Source organism: Tatumella ptyseos ATCC 33301 (genome assembly GCF_000735525.1).
GTDB classification, from domain to species: Bacteria; Pseudomonadota; Gammaproteobacteria; order Enterobacterales; family Enterobacteriaceae; genus Tatumella; species Tatumella ptyseos.
Genome location: NZ_JMPR01000004.1, coordinates 51525 through 70875, shown reverse-complemented (window position 1 = coordinate 70875; position 19351 = coordinate 51525). Strand labels below are relative to the sequence as shown.

At 51.0% G+C, this 19351-nt stretch carries 14 protein-coding genes; 4 read left to right on the top strand and 10 right to left on the bottom strand.

Annotated elements, in window-relative coordinates; translation table 11 throughout:
* Nucleotides 1-1335, bottom strand: coding sequence for an LLM class flavin-dependent oxidoreductase (locus GTPT_RS00430; protein WP_029991133.1), 1335 nt, complete (start codon nt 1333-1335; stop codon nt 1-3).
* A 393-nt stretch (nt 1336-1728) separates the two neighbouring features.
* Here GTPT_RS00430 and GTPT_RS00425 point away from each other — a divergent pair, with 393 nt between their 5' ends.
* Together GTPT_RS00425 and GTPT_RS00420 are read left to right on the top strand one after the other, a co-directional pair.
* Nucleotides 1729-3231 (top strand): MFS transporter, encoded by a 1503-nt coding sequence (locus tag GTPT_RS00425; RefSeq protein WP_051170881.1) that lies wholly within the window; start codon nt 1729-1731, stop codon nt 3229-3231.
* 1 nt (nt 3232) lies between these two features.
* Nucleotides 3233-4336, top strand: a complete 1104-nt coding sequence (locus GTPT_RS00420) for an oxidoreductase (RefSeq protein ID WP_029991131.1) — start codon at nt 3233-3235, stop codon at nt 4334-4336.
* 37 nt (nt 4337-4373) lie between these two features.
* Here the strand turns inward: GTPT_RS00420 and ahr are convergent, their stop codons facing one another.
* The 3 genes from ahr to GTPT_RS00405 form a co-directional block, all read right to left on the bottom strand.
* Nucleotides 4374-5393: an NADPH-dependent aldehyde reductase Ahr gene (ahr, locus tag GTPT_RS00415; RefSeq protein WP_025903972.1), complete on the bottom strand. Its 1020-nt coding sequence runs from the start codon at nt 5391-5393 to the stop codon at nt 4374-4376.
* A 150-nt stretch (nt 5394-5543) separates the two neighbouring features.
* Nucleotides 5544-7196, bottom strand: a complete 1653-nt coding sequence (gene fumA, locus GTPT_RS00410) for a class I fumarate hydratase FumA (protein ID WP_029991130.1) — start codon at nt 7194-7196, stop codon at nt 5544-5546.
* Between the two features lie 149 nt (nt 7197-7345).
* Nucleotides 7346-8860 (bottom strand): anion permease, encoded by a 1515-nt coding sequence (locus GTPT_RS00405; RefSeq protein ID WP_025903974.1) that lies wholly within the window; start codon nt 8858-8860, stop codon nt 7346-7348.
* 579 nt (nt 8861-9439) lie between these two features.
* Here GTPT_RS00405 and GTPT_RS00395 point away from each other — a divergent pair.
* Entirely contained in the window at nt 9440-12253 is a 2814-nt protein-coding gene (locus tag GTPT_RS00395; RefSeq protein ID WP_029990663.1) for a flavocytochrome c, read from the top strand.
* Nucleotides 12254-12285: 32 nt separating this feature from the next.
* Entirely contained in the window at nt 12286-13248 is a 963-nt protein-coding gene (locus GTPT_RS00390; protein WP_051170803.1) for an FAD:protein FMN transferase, read from the top strand.
* A gap of 40 nt (nt 13249-13288) precedes the next feature.
* Here the strand turns inward: GTPT_RS00390 and GTPT_RS00385 are convergent, their stop codons facing one another.
* The 6 genes from GTPT_RS00385 to ddpX are packed head-to-tail and all read right to left on the bottom strand — an operon-like array spanning nt 13289 to nt 19344.
* Nucleotides 13289-14248: an oligopeptide/dipeptide ABC transporter ATP-binding protein gene (locus GTPT_RS00385; RefSeq protein ID WP_029990661.1), complete on the bottom strand. Its 960-nt coding sequence runs from the start codon at nt 14246-14248 to the stop codon at nt 13289-13291.
* Complete coding sequence (locus GTPT_RS00380) at nt 14241-15227, bottom strand: ABC transporter ATP-binding protein (RefSeq protein ID WP_029990660.1); 987 nt, start codon at nt 15225-15227, stop codon at nt 14241-14243. Before GTPT_RS00380 ends, GTPT_RS00385 begins: the two co-directional genes overlap by 8 nt.
* Entirely contained in the window at nt 15227-16066 is an 840-nt protein-coding gene (gene ddpC / locus GTPT_RS00375; protein ID WP_422396448.1) for a D,D-dipeptide ABC transporter permease, read from the bottom strand. The genes GTPT_RS00380 and ddpC overlap by 1 nt, the downstream gene beginning before the upstream one ends.
* Nucleotides 16067-16116: 50 nt before the next feature.
* Complete coding sequence (locus GTPT_RS00370; RefSeq protein WP_029990658.1) at nt 16117-17139, bottom strand: ABC transporter permease; 1023 nt, start codon at nt 17137-17139, stop codon at nt 16117-16119.
* A gap of 58 nt (nt 17140-17197) precedes the next feature.
* Nucleotides 17198-18760, bottom strand: coding sequence for an ABC transporter substrate-binding protein (locus GTPT_RS00365; RefSeq protein WP_029990657.1), 1563 nt, complete (start codon nt 18758-18760; stop codon nt 17198-17200).
* Nucleotides 18757-19344 carry a D-alanyl-D-alanine dipeptidase gene (gene ddpX, locus GTPT_RS00360; protein ID WP_029990656.1) on the bottom strand — a complete coding sequence of 196 codons (588 nt, stop codon included), beginning with the start codon at nt 19342-19344 and terminating at the stop codon, nt 18757-18759. The genes GTPT_RS00365 and ddpX overlap by 4 nt, the downstream gene beginning before the upstream one ends.
* Nucleotides 19345-19351 lie beyond the last annotated feature (7 nt).

The following is a 19351-nucleotide window of genomic DNA, read 5'->3' as shown; positions in this document are numbered from 1 at the left end:
TTAATTTCTCGCAGATGACGGGGAAAACGCGGGGACGGATAAACCAAGATGGCTGCGTAGGGTATTACCCTGATACTGTTTGCGGAACAGGCCGCGCCGTTGCAACTCCGGGACGACCTGCAGTACAACCTCTTCCAGCCCCAGCGGCAGGTGCGGCACCATAATATTGAAACCGTCCGCGGCATACTCTTCGAACCAGCACTGCAGTTCGTCGGCAATCTGCCGGGGAGTACCTTTCAGGGTCCGGTGCCCACGGCCTCCGGCAATGCGTAACCCCAGCTCTGCCAGCGTCAGGTTTTCTTCGGCGGCCAGCGCCAGTAACAGGGCCTGACGGCTTTGCTGGCCGGAGTCTGACAAGGGAAGTTCGGGAAGGGGTTCATCCGGTGGATAGCCGGACAAATCAAAATTCCCCAGCATTCTGCCCAGCAGTGCGATCCCCACGTCCGGCTCGACCAGTTGCTGGAACTGCTCATATTTTTCTTCGGCCTCAGACTGAGACTGTCCGGTGATCAGCAGCACGCCAGGCATGATTTTCAGGCTGTCTTCGGTCCGGCCGGAGAGGCTCAGGCGCTGTTTCACATCCCGGTAAAACGCTTTGGCTTTGTCGAGTGTTGGCTGGGCGGTAAATACGACATCCGCCGTGGCTGCGGCCAGTGCTTTGCCGTCTTCGGACGAGCCGGCCTGTACAACGACGGGTTTACCCTGCGGTGAACGGGCAATGTTTAATGGCCCCCGTACCCGGAAGTAATCGCCGTGATGGTGAAGCGGATGCATTTTTTCCGGGCGATAGACCTCGCCGCCTGGTTTGTCATACACAAACGCATCGTCTTCCCAGCTATTCCAGAGCCCTTCAACCACACGGTAAAACTCACGGGCGCGTAAATAACGTTCCTGATGACTGAAGTGCTGTTCCCGGTTGAAATTAGCGGCTTCGTTGGCGGCATCAGACGTCACCAGGTTCCAGCCCGCACGCCCGCCGGACAGGTGGTCCAGTGACGCGAACTGACGCGCAATATGGTATGGCTGATTGTAGCTGGTGGTCGCGGTCGCAATTAAACCGATATGCTGTGTCACCGCTGAGAGGGTCGCCAGCAGTGTTACCGGTTCAAAGTAATTAGAGCGCGCCATTTTGTGGGCCACCGGCGAGTCAAAGACCGCCAGGCTGTCGGCAATAAATAAGGTGTCCAGGCAGGCGCGTTCGGCAAGCTGAGCTATCCGGATATATTGCTGAATATTCAGCGGGTCGGGTGCAACATCAGGGTGCCGCCAGGCGGCCACGTGGTGTCCTGCCGGATGGATAAATGCACCTAATGAGAGTTGTTCATTTCTGGCCATAAGCACTCTTAACTGATTAATATTATTGCTTAAACTATATCCACGCTTTTTCGTTTTATTTAATATCAATTCGTGCACAGATTATCCGGAAATTAGCTAAGCCCTCGTCGTTGCGGCTTATGAGACAGGTCCGGCAGACGCGGGAGCTGACGGATACGGGGCGTTAATAGCGGGGGACTTTCCGGTAAGGTATTCGGTTTTCTTTTTATTCCGGTGCACGCGGACCGGTCATACTCTCACCGGAAGCACAGGTTTCAGGGCAGGGGAACGGCACGGCGGAGAGGGTAAAAGACTTGCGGTTTTTCAGGAAATATGGAAATCTGGACATTGAGACGTCCAAACGTCTAAACAACCTTTCTTCTCATAAAATATCACTGATAAACATCGCAAACTATGACTCAACATTTAGCTGACGGATCGTCAGGTAGCTCCACACCAGAGAATAATTACACTCTTCGTAGCGCGGCAGATGTCAGCCGGCTGGTCAATAACTCAACGCATGCCAGAAGCAATGCCCGGATCATCGTGGCCATCGCACTCGGTGGTGTCTTCCTGGATGCCTATGATTTAGGTGCGCTGGCATTCGGCGTGAAAGACATTACCCGGCAGTTCGGACTGAGTCCGGAAGGTATCGGGATGGTGGTTTCTGCCATTACTCTCGGGGCCATCGTCGGCGCCGTCATCGGGGGTTATCTCACCGATAAAATCGGCCGTTACCGTGTGTTTATGGCCGATATGTTTTTCTTTGTGTTTGCCGCCCTGCTGGGAGCGCTGGCACCGAATGCCGAAGTCCTTGGCGTCAGCCGCTTTATTATGGGGCTGGGGATTGGTATCGACTTACCGGTCGCTATGGCCTTTCTGGCCGAATTCTCGCGGCTGAAGGGACGGGGAAATAAGGCTTCCAGCATTGCGATGTGGTGTCCGACCTGGTATGCGGCCATCTCGGTCTCGTATCTGCTGGTGCTCGGGCTATTCTATTCATTGCCCGCCAGTCAGAGCGAATACCTGTGGCGGTATATCGTGGGCTTCGGGGCGGTACCGGCGCTGGTGATCCTGACGGTGCGTAAACGTTACATGACCGAATCGCCGGTCTGGGCGGCGCAACAGGGGGATTTAACCTCTGCGGCGAGGATCCTGCAGACGGCCTATAATATCCCGGCCACCGTCGGAAAAGAGGCGGCGTTACACCCGGAAAGTGGTCTGAAACGGCGTACCACCGGCTGGAAAAGCTACGGTGTATTACTGCAGGGCGACTATCTGAAACGTACAGTGCTGAACAGCGTGATGTCTTTTGTTTCGCCGTTTGCTTATGCGGCTATCGCGTTCGGACTGCCGATTATTATCTCGACCCTGTTTAAACAATCGATGCTGACCACTATCCTGGTCTCTCTGGCACTGAACCTGCTGTTTGCCTTTACCGGCGGACTGGCCGCTGTTCGTCTGGTTCCGAAACTGGGGTCGCGCAGTATGACGATTGCCGGGTATACCTGCCAACTGGTCGCGCTGCTGGGTCTGGCGCTGTCCGGACGTCCGGAAGATACCGCACAGGCCGTTGCCTGCTGTGCTTTCCTGGCACTTTTTCTGCTGGGGCAGGGCTTCGGGCCGGGCGCGCATACCATGGTGTACGCATCGCTCAGTTATCCGGCGTCGATTCGTGGGGTGGGTGTCGGTTTCAACCAGACGATCACGCGTTTCAGCTCGACGCTGGCACTGTTTCTGTTCCCTATCCTGACCGCGACCCTGGACACCGGGTTGTTTTGGGTTATCGCATTATCACCGGTCATCGGCCTGCTGGCGTTGTTGATCATTCGCTGGGAGCCGTCAGGGTATGATGTGGATGCCGAAGATTATTCATCTGTAAAACATGAAAATACACAGCCTGTCGGGGGAGTCTGAGATGCCATTTACCGAAATACAGGTCGTACCGGGACCGGCCAATTATTACTGCTTCCCGGGGGCATTGCGCGAGCTGGAAAATTTTTATTCCGCCGCAGACCTGGAGCAGGCGTTCTGGATCTATGGTGAACGGGCGATTGCGGCGACAGAGTCTTTTCTTCCGGCCGCCTGGTCTCTGCCTTCGGCCGGAAAGCACTGCATACGTGAACATTGCAGTGAACCTTTAATCAGCCAGTTACTGGCGCAGGCCGGGGACCACCGGAAAGTGATTATCGGTATCGGGGGCGGCTCCGTGATGGACAGTGCAAAAGCACTGGCGGATCGTCTGAAATTACCGGTGGTACTTATTCCCACCATTGCAGCCACCTGTGCTGCCTGGACGCCGCTCTCGGTGTGGTACAACGCCCACGGAGAGAACATTGGTTATGAAATCTTTAAACAGTCTAACCATCTGGTGCTGGTGGAGCCGGAAATTATTCTGAACGCGCCGGCCGACTACCTGCTGGCCGGTATCGGCGATACCCTGGCGAAATGGTATGAAGCCCGGGTGCTGCTGCCGGATGAAACCGCCAGCAGTGTCCCTTACCTGGCAAAGACGGCATTGAAAATGGCAGAAGGTCTGCGTGACCTGCTGTTCAGTGACAGTGCTGCTGCCCTGCGGGATCAGCAACAGGGTACACTGACCCCGCGTTTTATCTCGGTGGTGGATGCGATTATTGCCGGTGGCGGGCTGATAGGCGGGCTGGGTGAACGTTTCACCCGTGTCGCTGCTGCACATGCTGTGCACAACGGGCTGACCGTATTGCCGCAAACCCACCGTATTCTGCACGGTATTAAGGTGGCTTATGGCATTCTGGTCCAGTCGGCCTTACTGAATCAGCAGCAGGATATCCGTAAGCTGTTGCACTTTTATCACCAACTGAAATTGCCGGTCACGCTGGCGGAGTTGGGTGTCTGTCTGTCAGATCGTGAAGAGATGGATAAAGTGATCGCGCATACCTTACGCCCGCGGGAGACCATTCATCTGTTGCCGGTGGAAGTGACGGCAGAAACGCTGTATCAGGCGATGGCAGCCATCGAACGGGCAGGAAAGTCAGCAGAATAATGCGAAAGGCCCGGCAGGATGCCGGGCCGGGTCGCGGTCAGAAATCCGCTTTCAGTACCGCACGGTAACGGGCTTTACCGTCACGTACATACTGCAGAGCTTCATTGATTTTTGACATCGGGAACAGCTCGGTCTGAGGCTTCACACCGGAGCGGGCAGCCAGTTTTACCAGGCTGCGTAACTCATGCGGAGAGCCGGTCGATGACCCGGAAATGCTCCGGTCACCGGCAATCAGCGTAAAGGCCGGCACTTCAAACGGTTTCATCACGGCACCCACGGTATGGAAGCTTCCGTTGTAGGTCAGTGCCTGGAAGTACGGCATCCAGTCCAGATCAACATTAATGGTGTTGATAATCAGGTCGAACTGTCCTGCCAGGGCTTTCAGGGCTTCCGGATCGCGGCTGTTAACCACTTTATCGGCACCCATTCCCAGAATTTCCTGCTCTTTAGACGGCGATGAGCTGAAAGCGGTAACTTCACAGCCCATGGCATGCAACAGTTTAATGGCGATATGGCCCAGGCCACCGATACCAATCACACCGACACGACTGGTTGCCGTGATGTGATGTTGCAGCAGGGGTTTAAATACCGTGATCCCGCCGCACAGCAGCGGACCGGCAGATTCGATATCCAGCGCTTCCGGAAGCGGGATCACCCACTGCCAGTCGGCACGAATTTTTTCAGCGAAGCCACCACGGTTCAGGATAGTCGGCACACTGCCTTGTTTACAGTTACTGTGACTGCCGCTGATACAGGCATCACAATATCCGCAGCTGCGTGCTGTCCAGCCAATCCCGACGCGCTGGCCGACTTTCAGGCCTTTGTTCTCTGCAGCACTCCCCAGGGCACTGACGCGGCCAACCACTTCGTGACCGGCAACCAGAGGGTACTGAGATATGCCCCATTCATTGTCAATCATCGACAGATCGGAATGACAAATACCACAGTACTCAACCGTGACTTCAACATCTTCGGCAGCAAGTTCACCGGCATCAAATTCCTGCAGTTCCAGTGCTGCGCCAGCTTCGGCGGCGGCGTAGCTTTTAATCTTGCTCATGAAGGTCTCCTTTCGGTGATGTGGTTATCACTTTAAAGCATGGCAGATGACAGCCATTAAAAAAAGCGATGCAGAGAATAATATGATGCGGAGGAAAATAGTTATCCGATATTGCGATAACGGCCGGTGATACCCACCGGCCGCAGGAGATCAGGCAGACTTTGCACATCCGCCACATTGATTTTGCAGAATTTGGGTAAAGAAATCATTACCCTTATCATCCACCAGGATAAAAGCAGGAAAATTCTCAACTTCAATTTTCCATATCGCTTCCATACCCAGTTCCGGATACTCGACACATTCCAGGTTCTTAATACTTTGTTGTGCCAGCACCGCTGCCGGTCCCCCGATACTGCCCAGATAAAATCCGCCATGTTTTTTACAGGCATCTGTCACCTGCTGGCTGCGGTTCCCTTTGGCCAGCATAATCATGCTGCCGCCGTGGGACTGCAGTAAATCCACATAAGAGTCCATTCGTCCGGCAGTGGTTGGCCCGAGTGAACCGGAGGCATAACCGACCGGTGTTTTCGCCGGGCCGGCGTAATAGACCGGGTGATCTTTGATGTACTGCGGGAGTTCTTCCCCGTTATCCAGGCGTTCTTTCAGTTTTGCATGGGCGATATCCCGTGCGACGATAATCGTCCCGTTCAGCGAAAGACGGGTCGATGCCGGATACTGGCTGAGCTGAGCCAGGATTTCCTTCATCGGCCGGTTCAGGTCGACGCTGACGACTGTGCTTTCCTCAGCATTCTGCAGGGCCTGAGGAATAAGGCGTGCCGGGTTGTGTTCCAGCTTTTCTATCCACAGTCCTTTACGGTTAATTTTGGCTTTAATATTACGGTCAGCCGAGCAGGAGACGCCCATACCGATCGGGCAGGAAGCACCGTGGCGAGGCAGACGGATCACACGGATATCGTGGGCAAAATATTTGCCGCCGAACTGTGCCCCCAGACCGAGATTCTGTGCTTCTTCCAACAGTTCCTGTTCCAGCGCAACATCGCGGAACGCCTGACCATATTTATTGCCTTCGGTCGGCAGGCCATCATAGTAATGGGCGGAAGCCAGTTTAACGGTTTTCAGGGTGCTCTCTGCGGATGTCCCGCCGATCACAAAGGCAATGTGGTAAGGCGGACAGGCTGCGGTACCCAGGGTACGCATTTTCCCGACCAGATAATCCTTGAGTTTACCCGGGCTGAGCAGGGCTTTGGTTTCCTGGTACAGATAGGTTTTATTGGCAGAACCGCCCCCCTTGGCAATACACAGGAACTTATATTCGTCGCCATCCACACTATAGAGATCAATCTGTGCCGGCAGGTTGGTGCCGGTATTCACTTCCTGGTACATATCCAGCGCAGCATTCTGGGAATAACGCAGGTTATCCTGCTGGTAAGTATTGAACACGCCCTGGCTGAGAAAGACTTCATCCCCGCCACCGGTCCATACCCGCTGACCTTTTTTACCGACGATGATCGCGGTCCCGGTGTCCTGACAGGAAGGCAGGATACCTTTGGCAGCAATTTCGGAGTTACGCAGAAACTGCAGCGCAACATATTTATCATTTTCGCTGGCTTCCGGGTCATCAAGGATATCGGCCACCTGTTGCTGATGGGCGGTGCGCAACATAAACGAAGTATCATGGAATGCCTGCTGAGCGAGCAGAGTCAGTGCTTCCGGGGCGACTTTCAGGATCTCCTGCCCTTCAAATTCAGCGACTGATACATAATCGCTGCTGAGCAGGTAATAGTCGGAGTCATCTTTGGAGACAGGAAACGGGTCCTGATAATGAAAAGGGATAGTTGACATGTTTTCTCACTTAAAGAGCAGCCGACGGGCTGCTGCTATGTTTCGCAAAATACCGATGGTAATGGAAATTCTCTCCCGGTCCCCGATACGTTGCCGGGGCCGGGAGAGGCTCATTGACATAAATACCTGCAGCGATAAAAACGACGCTGTTATCCGAAGATCATCATCATCCAGGGGTAGCCGATGACAAGTAATGCGACCAGGAAGATAGCACCAAAAATGGTGCCCAGACGCCAGTAGTCTACGGTAGGCAAATAGCCACTTCCGTAGTATATCGGGCTAGGCCCGGTCCCGTAAGGGGTGATAATGCCCATCACACCCAACGAAGTGACCATCATCAGACAAAAGACCTGCATATTCATGCCCGGAATGGTGGCGGCGATGGTCAGCATAGCCGGTAATAATGCAGTGGTATGTGCGGTGGTACTGGCAAACAGGTAATGCAGCAGATAAAAGGCAATCACCAGTACAATCAGCGCCACGCCCGGCGAGATACCGCCCATCAGTGCACCGCCTTCTTTCCCCAGCCAGCCAATAAAGCCGGTGGAAGAAAGACCATCCGCCAGAGCAACCAGCGTTGCAAACCAGGTAAATGTATTCCAGGCGGCTTTATTACCTGTGATATCGCTCCAGTTAAGTACCCCGGTCCATAACATCAGGGTGATCACCAGCAGAGCCGCCATGGCAGGTTCAATCCAGCTGGCGGCAAAAATCCACATGGCCAGTGCGCAGCACACAAAAACCAGCAGCAGAATTTCGTTACGTGAAAGCTTACCCAGTTTTTCCAGCTCACGGGTGGCCCAGCGGGGCACCTCATCGTTAATCTTCACCTCCGGCGGATAAAACAGATAGGCCAGCAGGGGCATCGCCAGGATCAGGATAATACCGAGCGGCAGGAAGGCCAGAAACCAGTTCCCCCAGGAGATAGTAATTCCGGTAATACTTTTCACCAGCGCCAGCGCCAGCAGGTTGGGAGCCAGTGCGGAAAGGAACATTGAGCTGGTGATACAGGCGGCAGTAATGGCAACCCACATCAGATATGAACCGATACGTCTTGCACTGGGGTCATTCGGTTTGGACCCATACAGCGGAGGCAGGTTGGCAATGATCGGGTAGATAGTCCCGCCGCTACGCGCCGTATTGGAGGGCGTAAACGGTGCCAGTAACAAATCGGCGAAGGTAATGGCATAACCCAGAGTCAGGCTACGACGTCCCAGATATTTGACCAGTATCAGTGCCAGTCGACGGCCGAACTGCGTTTTATCGTAACCGGCAGCAAACATAAAGGCCCCGAAAATCAGCCAGACGGTTGAGTTACCAAATCCGCTGACGGCCCATTTAAATGACTGGCCTGCCAGTTTGAAACCTGGTGCCGCTTGCTGTTCCGGGCTGAACAAGAGCCAGTGGCTGAAGAGGGCGATAACCACCACTCCGGTCAGGCCGATAACGGCACCGGGCAACGGTTCAAAAATCAGCCCGACGATGACCCCTACAAACACCGCGAAGAAATGCCAGGCATAAGGCGGCAGACCGGCAGGCACGGGGACGAGTAAAAGCAGAAGGGAGACGACGATGGGAAGGAGCAATAATATCAGACGATTTTTTTTGCCGGTGGCGGGGGGAACTCCCGTCGCGGGCTGAGTTGCATTTGATTTTACGTTCATAGTCAGTTTCTGTATGGAGTTAGAATAGTCATGGAAGTAGCGTGCAGATATATTGCGTTTCCGGTGTCAGAACGTATCTGTGGTTCAGAATAGCCTTTACGCAAAATTATTATTATGCAGAGCATGTTACATCATCTGCGTAACGGATAAAGTTTTTATATGATCTATTATCTCTTTTTTTTACCGTTGATCCTGATCAATGAAATATAACTATTTTTTTATTTTTAAATTATTTTTTGTAATTGCCTTTTATATCAGTTACCTGCTTATTTACCGTCAGCCGGATGCCCTTCCTGCCCGGAGGGATGGCCGGAGTAAACACGGTTTCATGATGATTTTAATGGTTTTTCAGTCTTTTAATGATAACTGTCCCCCTATATTATTCTGTAATAAAAGAGAGTGAAAACTGTTAACAGAAAAATATTTTATCATTCCTTTTTGTTGCCTTTGCACTTTAATTAATTTATGTCATAACTTGTGTCTTCTGTTTTTGCTTGAATACGGATATCGGACATGACCTGAATAACGGGGTTCCGATAACGGCCTTAAGAAAATAGTCCTGAACATCCGGAGCAGATAATGACGAATTGTAACCCGCAGCTATTAGATCCCCTGACGCTTCCTTGTGGTACGACCTTAAAAAACCGGCTGGTAATGGCCCCGATGACAACCTGTGCCGGTTTTCATGAAGGCAGCGTGACCCGGGAGCTGGTGGAATACTATCGACAGCGTGCGGGTGATGCTGCAGCCATTATTGTTGAATGCGCCTTTGTGGAAGATAACGGCCCGGCATTCCCCGGGGCGATCGGTATCGATAAAGACAGTAAAATCGACGGTCTGGCAAACATCGCCAGTGCTATCAAAGAGCGCGGTTCAAAAGCAATTCTGCAAATTTATCATGGCGGTCGAATGAGCGAACCGATGCTGATTGGCGGCCGGCAGCCGGTGGCCCCGGATGCTATCGCCATGCCAAGGGAAGGCGCTGTCACCCCCCGCGCGCTTAAAGCGCAGGAAGTGGCGGACATGGTGGAAAAATTCGGGCAGGCGGTCCACCGGGCCATCCTGGCCGGCTTTGATGGCGTTGAAATCCACGGAGCGAATACTTACCTTATTCAGCAGTTCTTCTCACCGCATGCTAACCGGCGAAATGATGAATGGGGGGGGAGTCGTGAAAAACGGGCCCGTTTCCCGCTGGAAGTGCTGAAAACGGCCCAAAAGATGGCAAAACAGTATGCGCCGCCAGGGTTTATTATCGGCTACCGTTTTTCTCCTGAAGAGATCGAAGAACCGGGGATCCGTTTTGACGATACGCTCTTTCTGCTGGATAAGCTGGCTGTCCAGGGGCTGGATTATCTGCACTTCTCAATGAACCATATTTTGCGCAGTTCGCTGGTCGATACCGCAGACAGTGAGCCGTTAATCGATAAATACATGGCAAAGCGAACCGCGGCACTGGCTCGTGTCCCGGTGATTGGTGTCGGCAGTGTGCTGAGCCAGCAGGAAACCACGCAGGCACTGACTCATGGTTACTCGCTGGTCGCCGTCGGGAAAGGCAGTATTGCTTACACTGACTGGGCCACAAGGATCATAGAGGGGCAGACTCTTTCGCTGGCCATCGACAGTACTCAGCGTGAAGCCTTATTTATTCCCGAGCCTTTGTGGTACTTCCCCCAGGTCGCGGCGATGGTCCGCGATGTGAGTCTGGCGGGCGGGAAGTTTATGCCCGGCCACTACAGTGAAACCTTACATGATGAGCAGGGAGAATGCCGCATCACGGTCACTCTGGCGGAGGATCGCATCACAGATCTCGAACTGTCTACCACAGAACCGGCTGAGATCGAATTTACCACCCATTTTAATGAGCTACGCGCGCGGATCCTGGACGCTAACAGCCCTTATGTGGATGCGGTGACCGGAGCCACGACACAATGCGAAGCCGTGAAAAAAGTGGTCGCCAAAGTGCTGATGTCATCCGCAAGAGAGCGTTTACAGCAGGCTGGCGGTGATGGCGGGGCCGTCGCACACTATGATGTCGTGGTGGTGGGCAGTGGCGGTGCCGGGCTGACGGCCGCGATACAGGCCAGCGAGTCGGGAGCCAGCGTGCTGATTGTCGAAAAAATGCCGATACCTGGCGGCAATACGCTGAAAGCCTCGGTAGGGATGAACGCGGCCGAAACCCGCTATCAGGCACTGAAAGGTATCAGTGACAGTAAATCTCTGTTTTATGAGGAAACCCTGAAGGGCGGCCACGGAAAAAATAACACCGTGTTGTTGCATGAATTTGTGGAACAGGCACCTCAGGCGGTGGACTGGCTGGCGAAGCATGACATTGTTCTGAGTGATATCACTATTACAGGGGGAATGAGTATCGATCGTACTCATCGCCCGGCAGATGCTTCAGCCGTCGGGGGCTATCTGATCAGCGGCTTATTAAAAAACATTCAGCAGCGCACGGACATTGAAATGATGACGGATACCACCGTCAGTGCGATTGACTCTGCAGATGGCCGGGTTACCGGGGTGACTTTACTGAATGAGCAGCAGGAAAGTTTCCGGGTGCAGTGCCAGAGTGTGATCGTGGCGACCGGCGGGTTCAGTGCCAATCAGGAGATGGTGGTCAGTTACCGCCCGGATCTGGCCGGATTTGTGACCACCAACCATCCCGGCGCGACCGGCAGCGGGATCGCGTTGTTACAGTCCATCGGTGCCGGTACAGTGGATATGGGCGAGATACAGATCCATCCCACCGTAGAACAAACCACCTCTTACCTGATTTCTGAATCTGTCCGTGGCGGCGGGGCTATTCTGGTCAGTCAGAAAGGCGAACGATTTATCAATGAGATGGACACCCGGGATAAGGTTTCTGCAAAGATCATCGGCCTGCCGGAAAAATCAGCCTGGATTGTTTTTGATCAGCAAATCCGTGAACAGAATAAGGCTATTGAGACCTATCTCTCGCGGGGGTTTGTGGTGAGCGCCGACACCCCGGAAGCACTGGCCGAAAAGACGGGGATGGATGCCGCACGGTTGCAGGCGACGTTAACCTGTTTTAATCAGGTCGTTGAAAAGAAACAGCCGGATCCTTTTGGTCGCACCACAGCCCTGCGCCAGCCCGTCAGCCAGGGGCCTTTCTATGCTATTCGTATTGCTCCGGGCGTACACCACACGATGGGCGGCGTAACGATTAATACCCATACTGAGGTATTGGATGAAAAACAGCAGCCACTGGCCGGTATTTTTGCGGCGGGTGAAGTTGTCGGGGGGATCCATGGCGGCAACCGTATCGGCGGTAATGCCGTGGCAGATATTGTGATCTTTGGCCGGATTGCAGGTGAAAACGCCGCGGAATATGCCCTGGTACACCGGAACTCACCGGCCGTCACCTCAGCCTGACAGGGCACGGGCGCTAGCTTTCAGGAGAATGTATGCCGGAGATCCCGGGCCGATACCATTATTCGGCGGTGATGATGGGGACACGCGTTGAACTGCAGCTGGCGGCACATCAGCCGGATCTGGCGCGTCAGGTCTTCCACCGGATTAAGCAGATGGAAGACCTGCTGACCGTGAACCGGCCGGACTCCGCACTGATGTCTGTTAATCGTGCCGCCGGGTCTCACCCGGTGGTGGTGCCACCGCAGGTATTTGCACTGCTCTGGCGGGCCAGGGAGGTCAGTTTTAGTGGCGGATGTTTTAACCTGGCGATTGGCCCGCTTGTGCGGCGCTGGAAGATCGGGTTCAGCGGAGATTCCGTACCTCCGGCGGCGGATATTGCTGAATTATTACCGCTGACCGATCCGCATGCGATCCGTATGGATCCGCAAGCCGGTTCAGTCTTTCTGACACGGCCCGGGATGTCTGTCGATGCCGGTGCGATTGCCAAGGGGTACATGGCTGATCAGATCTGTGATTTCTTGCAGGAGCAGGCTGTTGATCACGCGCTGATCAATCTGGGGGGGAATATCCGGGCCATCAGCCCGCCCGGCTCTGATGGCTGGTCGGTCGGGCTACAGGTACCTTTTGCCGGCCCTGAGGCATTACTGGGGAGCATCAGATTATCACAAGGCTCGGTGGTCACCTCCGGAGTGTATGAACGGTACTTCGTCCATCAGGGGATCCATTACCATCATATTCTGGATCCGCGCAGTGGCTATCCGCTGGATAACGATTTACTGAGCGTAACCGTGATTTCACCGTACTCCATCGATGGCGAAATATACTCAACGCAGTTATATGGTATGGGGCTGGAAAAGGGTTGTGAGTGGCTTGCGACACAGACGGATATTGAGGCCATTTTCGTGACCCGTGACGGGCATTTAATTTGCCCGTCACAACGACAGTTTCGCTTTCAGACAACTTACTCAAAGTATCCAGGCTTGTCATCCCTGTAAATCATCTGATGAAATCTGACTACTGCCGGATGATCATTATCTATTCTGCAGTCAGCAATTCACCTTTTTTCGCTTTATAGCAGCGTACGAAATGCTCCCCGGTTAACGGTAGTAGCGACTGTGGTTTAAAACACTCATGCGTAGCATAGGGGCACCGCTGACGAAAATAGCAACCTTCAGGAAGCTGGCGATTACCAGGTAACTCGCTGTTATCAGGTTCACCTTCCAGTGGACCACCGATACGTGGTACTGAGTCCATTAGCAGCCTGGTATATGGATGTTTTGGACTATCCAGCACCTGTTTTGCATCGCCGATTTCTACAATTTGTCCGAGGTACATGACTGCAACACGGTCACTCATATGACGAACGACGGATACATTATGGGAAATAAGTACATAGGTGAGTCTGTGCTGTTTTTGTAATTCTCCCAGAAGATTAAGTATCTGTGCCTGAACTGAAATATCTAATGCTGAAGTGGGTTCGTCCAGAACCATAATATCAGGATGTCCTGAAAGTGCCCGTGCAATAGCAATCCTTTGCCGCTGACCCCCGGAAAAAGCATGAGGCAGACGGTCAAGGTATTCTGGCCGTATCCCGACTTTTTCTGCGAGTGATGCAGCCAGAGAACGTCGATCACTATCTGAAGGATGAGACTGAATCCAGACCGGTTCAGTGATCGTTCTCCAGACAGGTAACCGGGGGTCTAAGGAGGAAAGAGGATCCTGGAAAACCATTTGCATTCCCCTTCCTAACCAGGAGTTTGGGGAACGAGTGAGTTCCAGTGAACCGGTGGTTGGTTTTATCATCCCCATCAATAATTTCGCCAGCGTACTTTTTCCACAACCTGATTCACCGACAATTCCCAGAGTTTCTCCGCGTCGAATCCCGACATCCAAACCGTTTAATGCATGTACAAACTCAGTGGGTTTACCCCGCCAGTTTGTCTTTACTGGAAAATGTACATGTACTTCATTGAGTGCTAATAGGGTCTCAGACATAAGGATGCTCCTGTTGAGGGTTCCAGCAAGCAATCTGTCGCTCATTATCCATCGTTTGCCGAAGTTTCGGGACGTTCTGGCAGGCATCACTGGCCGCAAAGCAGCGTTCTCTGAATGAGCAACCTGAAGGAAGTTTGGAAAGGTTAGGGACAGTTCCTGGTATAGAGGTTAGCTTCGTGCCTGGCTCACAGCCTTCCGGCGAACAACGGAGCAAACCGGTAGAGTAGGGGTGATAAGGTGTACTGAGTACTTTCCTGGTATTTCCGCTTTCTATCACTGAACCCGCATACATTACATAAAGTCGGTCACAGACCTGGGAAACAACCGCCATATCATGACTTATAAACAGAACTGCTGTGCCGGTTGATTTCGCTTTCTGCTTTAGCAGACGTAAAACCTGACGTTGTACCGTCACATCCAGTGCTGTCGTTGGCTCATCAGCAATGAGTAAGTCGGGGTTACAGGAAAATGCCAGGGCAATCATAACTCGCTGGCGCATGCCTCCTGATAACTCAAAAGGGTAGCTATTCATTATTGTGGCAGGATCGGATATCTGCATATCATTGAGTAATTCTATCGCTCTTTCCCGGGACTCCTGTTTATTGAGATGCCGGTGCTTACGAATGACATCCATCATCTGCTTACCGATACGCCTTGTAGGATTTAGTGCAGTCATAGGTTCCTGGAAAATCATGGCGACTTTATTACCACGAATATTGGTCATACTCGCTTCGCTGGCCTGCAGTATATCGGTGCCGAGCAAATCAATTCTGCCACTATGAATCTTGTAAATACTCTGTGGTATTAACCGCATAGATAACATGGCAGTCACAGATTTCCCTGAGCCTGATTCACCTACGACTCCGACGATTTCACCAGCATTAATATGCATAGAAATATCGTTCAGAACACTCACTTCTCCCTGATAAACGGGGAAACTTAGCCGCAGATTTTCTATTGTGAGAACTCGTTCGCCCATTAGTGACGCCCTCCAGCCTTCGGATCCAGCAGATCCTGAATCCCATCGCCAAAAAGATTAAACCCGATAGCTGTAATGAGTATTGCAGCGCCAGGAAAAGTGCAATACCACCACTGGTCAAGAACATAATTACGACCTACAGCAACCATGGCACCCCATTCTGCGGTTGGTTGCTGTGCTCCGAGACCGATAAAACCTAAAGTTGCGGCCATCAGGATGGCATTACCGATGTCCAGAGATGCCTGCACAACCAGCGGGGGCATCGCATTCCTCAATATATGCCAACTGATAAGATGCCAGTTAGATGCTCCAAATGTTTTGGATGCCTCAACGAAAGTATGCTGTTTGACAATTAATGTCTGTCCGCGAGCCAGCCGGACATAAAAGGGAATGCGGACAATTGCAATTGCCAGCATGGCATTAAAGAGGCTTGGCCCGAGCGCTGCAGCTAAAGCCATAGTGAGTACCAACGATGGGATAGATAACATAATATCCATAAGTCTCATGATCACTGCATCGCTACGTCCCCCTAATACACCTGATAAACAGCCCAACAGCGAGCCGCAGACCCCGGAAATAAAAACAACGGCCAGGCCGGCTGCAACCGATTGCTGAGCCCCAATGATGACGCGGCTGAAAAGATCCCGGCCCACTTCATCAGTGCCGAACCAGTGCGTACTACCAGGAGGTGCCAGTCGGGCTGAAAGATTAATAGCATCAGGGTCTTGAGGTACAATCCATGGGCCGAATATCATTATTAACAACATCAGTAGAATAATTACGCCACCAATCAGAGTCAGAGGACTTTTTCTGAGCATCCATAATCGCCGTTTCCACATGTTATGACGAATTTTCGGTTTTACAGAGGACGCTTTTTCAGCGGATAACATCATTTTTGTTCTCCCCGGCTCATTCGTGGATCAATCAATAAGTAAAGAAGATCTACCAGTAAATTAACCAATACGTAGGCAAATGAAACAACAATGGCAAATCCCATGACAGCCGGGAAATCTAAAGCCTGAATAGAATTCACCACGTATGCCCCCATACCTGGCCAGGAAAAAACGGTTTCGGTTAATACTGCGCCATACAGTAAATCTCCCAATGCAAGCCCCAGTACGGTCACTGAAGGTATTAAGGCATTGGGTAATGCATAACGAACAATAATCGTGAAACGGCTCATGCCATTAGCACAAGCGGTACGGATATAATCCTCTCTTAGTTGCTCAAGCATTGCTGAGCGAATCTGGCGGGCGACAATCCCCAGATGAACAAACGCGAGAGTCGTTGCTGGTAGAATGATATGTTGGAGAGCATTAAAAAAAGTTTCTATATCACCACTAAGAAGTGAGTCAATTAAATAAAACCCGGTAACTCTGTGAGGAGGATCTAACCAGTCATCTAATCTTCCCCCTCCGGGAAGTAAATTGAGTTTTCCGTAGAACAGTACAATCGCACCTAATCCTAACCAAAAGGCAGGAGTCGATATACCGGTCAGAGCGAGTACCCTGACTAAGTGATCCAGCCATCGATTTTTAAATACTGCAGAAAGAACTCCCAGCGGTACTCCTACGACAAGAGCAATAAAAAGAGCACAAAATGCCAGCTCCAGTGTTGCCGGGAAATAAGATTTTAAATCTTCCAGAACCGGTCTTCCCGTTCGTATAGATATACCGAGGTTTCCATGTAGAAGTTGCGCTACATATCGAATAAATTGTTCCCATAATGGTAAATTAAGGCCCAATTGTTCCCGTATGTGTTGGACTATTTCATTACTGGCTCGATCTCCGGCGAGTAAGCGAGCCGGATCTCCTGGGATAAGATGTGAGATTATAAAAGTAATCACACAGACACCTGTGACGACCAGAAATAATCCCCAAAAACGTTGTCTTATTAAACTCCAGAAACTCATTTTTTACTCCTTAGGGGGGCTGTTTAAGCCCCCGATACAAGGATGCATTGTCCGTCAGTTATTTTCTCATATCGGCAATATTGAAAATTTGTTCAAGCATTGGGTTGAAAATATACCCTTTAACAGACTTGCTCATTCCGACCTGATAATTTTTCTGGAATAAATAAACGTAGGCAGCATCAGAAATGACGATCTTTTCCGCCTGTTGATAGTATTTTTTCCTCTCATCCTGATTTGTCGTTGAGGTAGCTTCTTTGAGAAGGTTATCTACCTGGGGATTTGAATAGAAAGACCGATTTCCTGGTAGCCCTTTTTTATCAGATGAAAACCAGTAATTCATAAACATATAAGGATCAGCAAAATCCGGACTCCAGTTTCCGATGGCAATATCATAGTCACCTTTACCAATTCGGTCTCGCATTGTTGCATTAGCCAGTTTTTCAAGTTTTAAGTTAATGCCCAGTAGTTTTAGGTTGGCTTGCATAGATAATGCAATTGGCTCCCAGTTGGGATCGTTATCTGAATAAAGGAAAGAGAGGGTCTTTGGTTTATTCGATACCTTGTTAAATTCATCTTTTGCTTTATTCAAATCGAGAGAGTATTGCATCGCATCAGGGTCATAACCCCACATTCCATCAGGGATAGGTCCGCGCATTTGCTTACCATTCCCATCAAGAATACCTGAGACTATACCTTTATAATCTGTAGACCACGAGATTGCCCGGCGTAAATCAGCTTGGTTTAAAGGGGGTTTGCTGTTGTTTAAATAAAGATAAGTTACCCTTAATGCGGGATAATCATAGACTGCTACTTTATTCTGTTTTTTTAGTGCAGTAAATTGATCTACGGGTAAGGAATCGGCAATATCTATATCACCTTTCTCCAATTGCAGACGTCGGGCAGAGCTCTCACTAATGATTTTAACCACCACACGTTTAAACTCAGGTTTGACATCTGCATAATGAGGATTAGGAACTAATATGAGCTGCTGGCCTTTCTGCCAGTGTTTAAGCATGTAAGCACCGGAACCGGCAGTATGCTCTGCAAGATAGGCACGTGCATCATCTGCAGAATATTCCTTGATAATGGCCGGATTGATTATCGCGGCTCCATCATTTGCCAGTGTATAGAGAAAGGGCGCAAATGGGGCATTTAGTGTAAATTGTACGGTTTGAGGATCAATCACTGCGACCTTCATTCCGTCCGGAAAAGCTTCTGATGGCCCTTGCTTGATATGCATCAAACGCTCAAATGATAGTTTTACTGCTTCTGCTGTGACCGGGGTTCCGTCATCAAATTCTTCACCTTTACGCAGAGTAAAAGTCCACACTTTACCGTCATCAGAATTTTTCCATGCGGTTGCCAGCTCGCCTTCTACCTCAGTAGATCCTTTGCCGTTTTCTGTTTTATATTTTACCAGGCGCTGGTAGGCAGGGTAAGTGACGGTCCAATCGTTATTATCTATAGTAACAGCGGGATCCAGTGTCTGAGGATCGGCAGCTTTACCGATAACCAACATATTGTCGGGAACGGCTGCCAATACTGGTACGCTAAGCGGCGCCGTAATTGTGGCGATCATTAAAGTGAGTATGTTTCCGGACCTTGTGAACTTCGTTTTCATTGAAATACTCCGTCAGTCTTGGCTGGGGGAAAACAAGTAAATACATCATCAATAAGCGGATAATCTGCAGCGGTAGGTAATTCGAAATGCCACCATTCAGTAACTATTCCCGTAAATCCACCTCCAAACATAATGGCATTTAATAAAAGACGGTTACGCTGGCTGGTCTGATTAATAGAAGGATGGTGAGGATGAGAAAGCGGATTCATCTCATCGAACTCTGTACCCATATCAAGTATCATTCCACTGGCTGCATCCACTAATGTTACGTCAATTGCAGTCCCACGGCTGTGATTGGAACCCTGAGATAACGGCACGACATAATCATTATTTGGACAGGCATTCCAAAGTAACTCCTGTGCTGCAGTTGGTCGATAAGCATCCAGTACTAATAAATGGAATCCTGCTAATGTGGCAATGTTAATACTTTTCTCCAGCGCGTGTGCGGCATCAAAATGTAAAAGGCATTTTGATGTACTATAAATCGGCTGTTGAGTGATATTGTCTGATGAAGCATATTTCATATCTATAATTAGATTTGGGAATTTACTTCTGATGTCAATCAGGTAATTATTTTCATCCATATTAAGC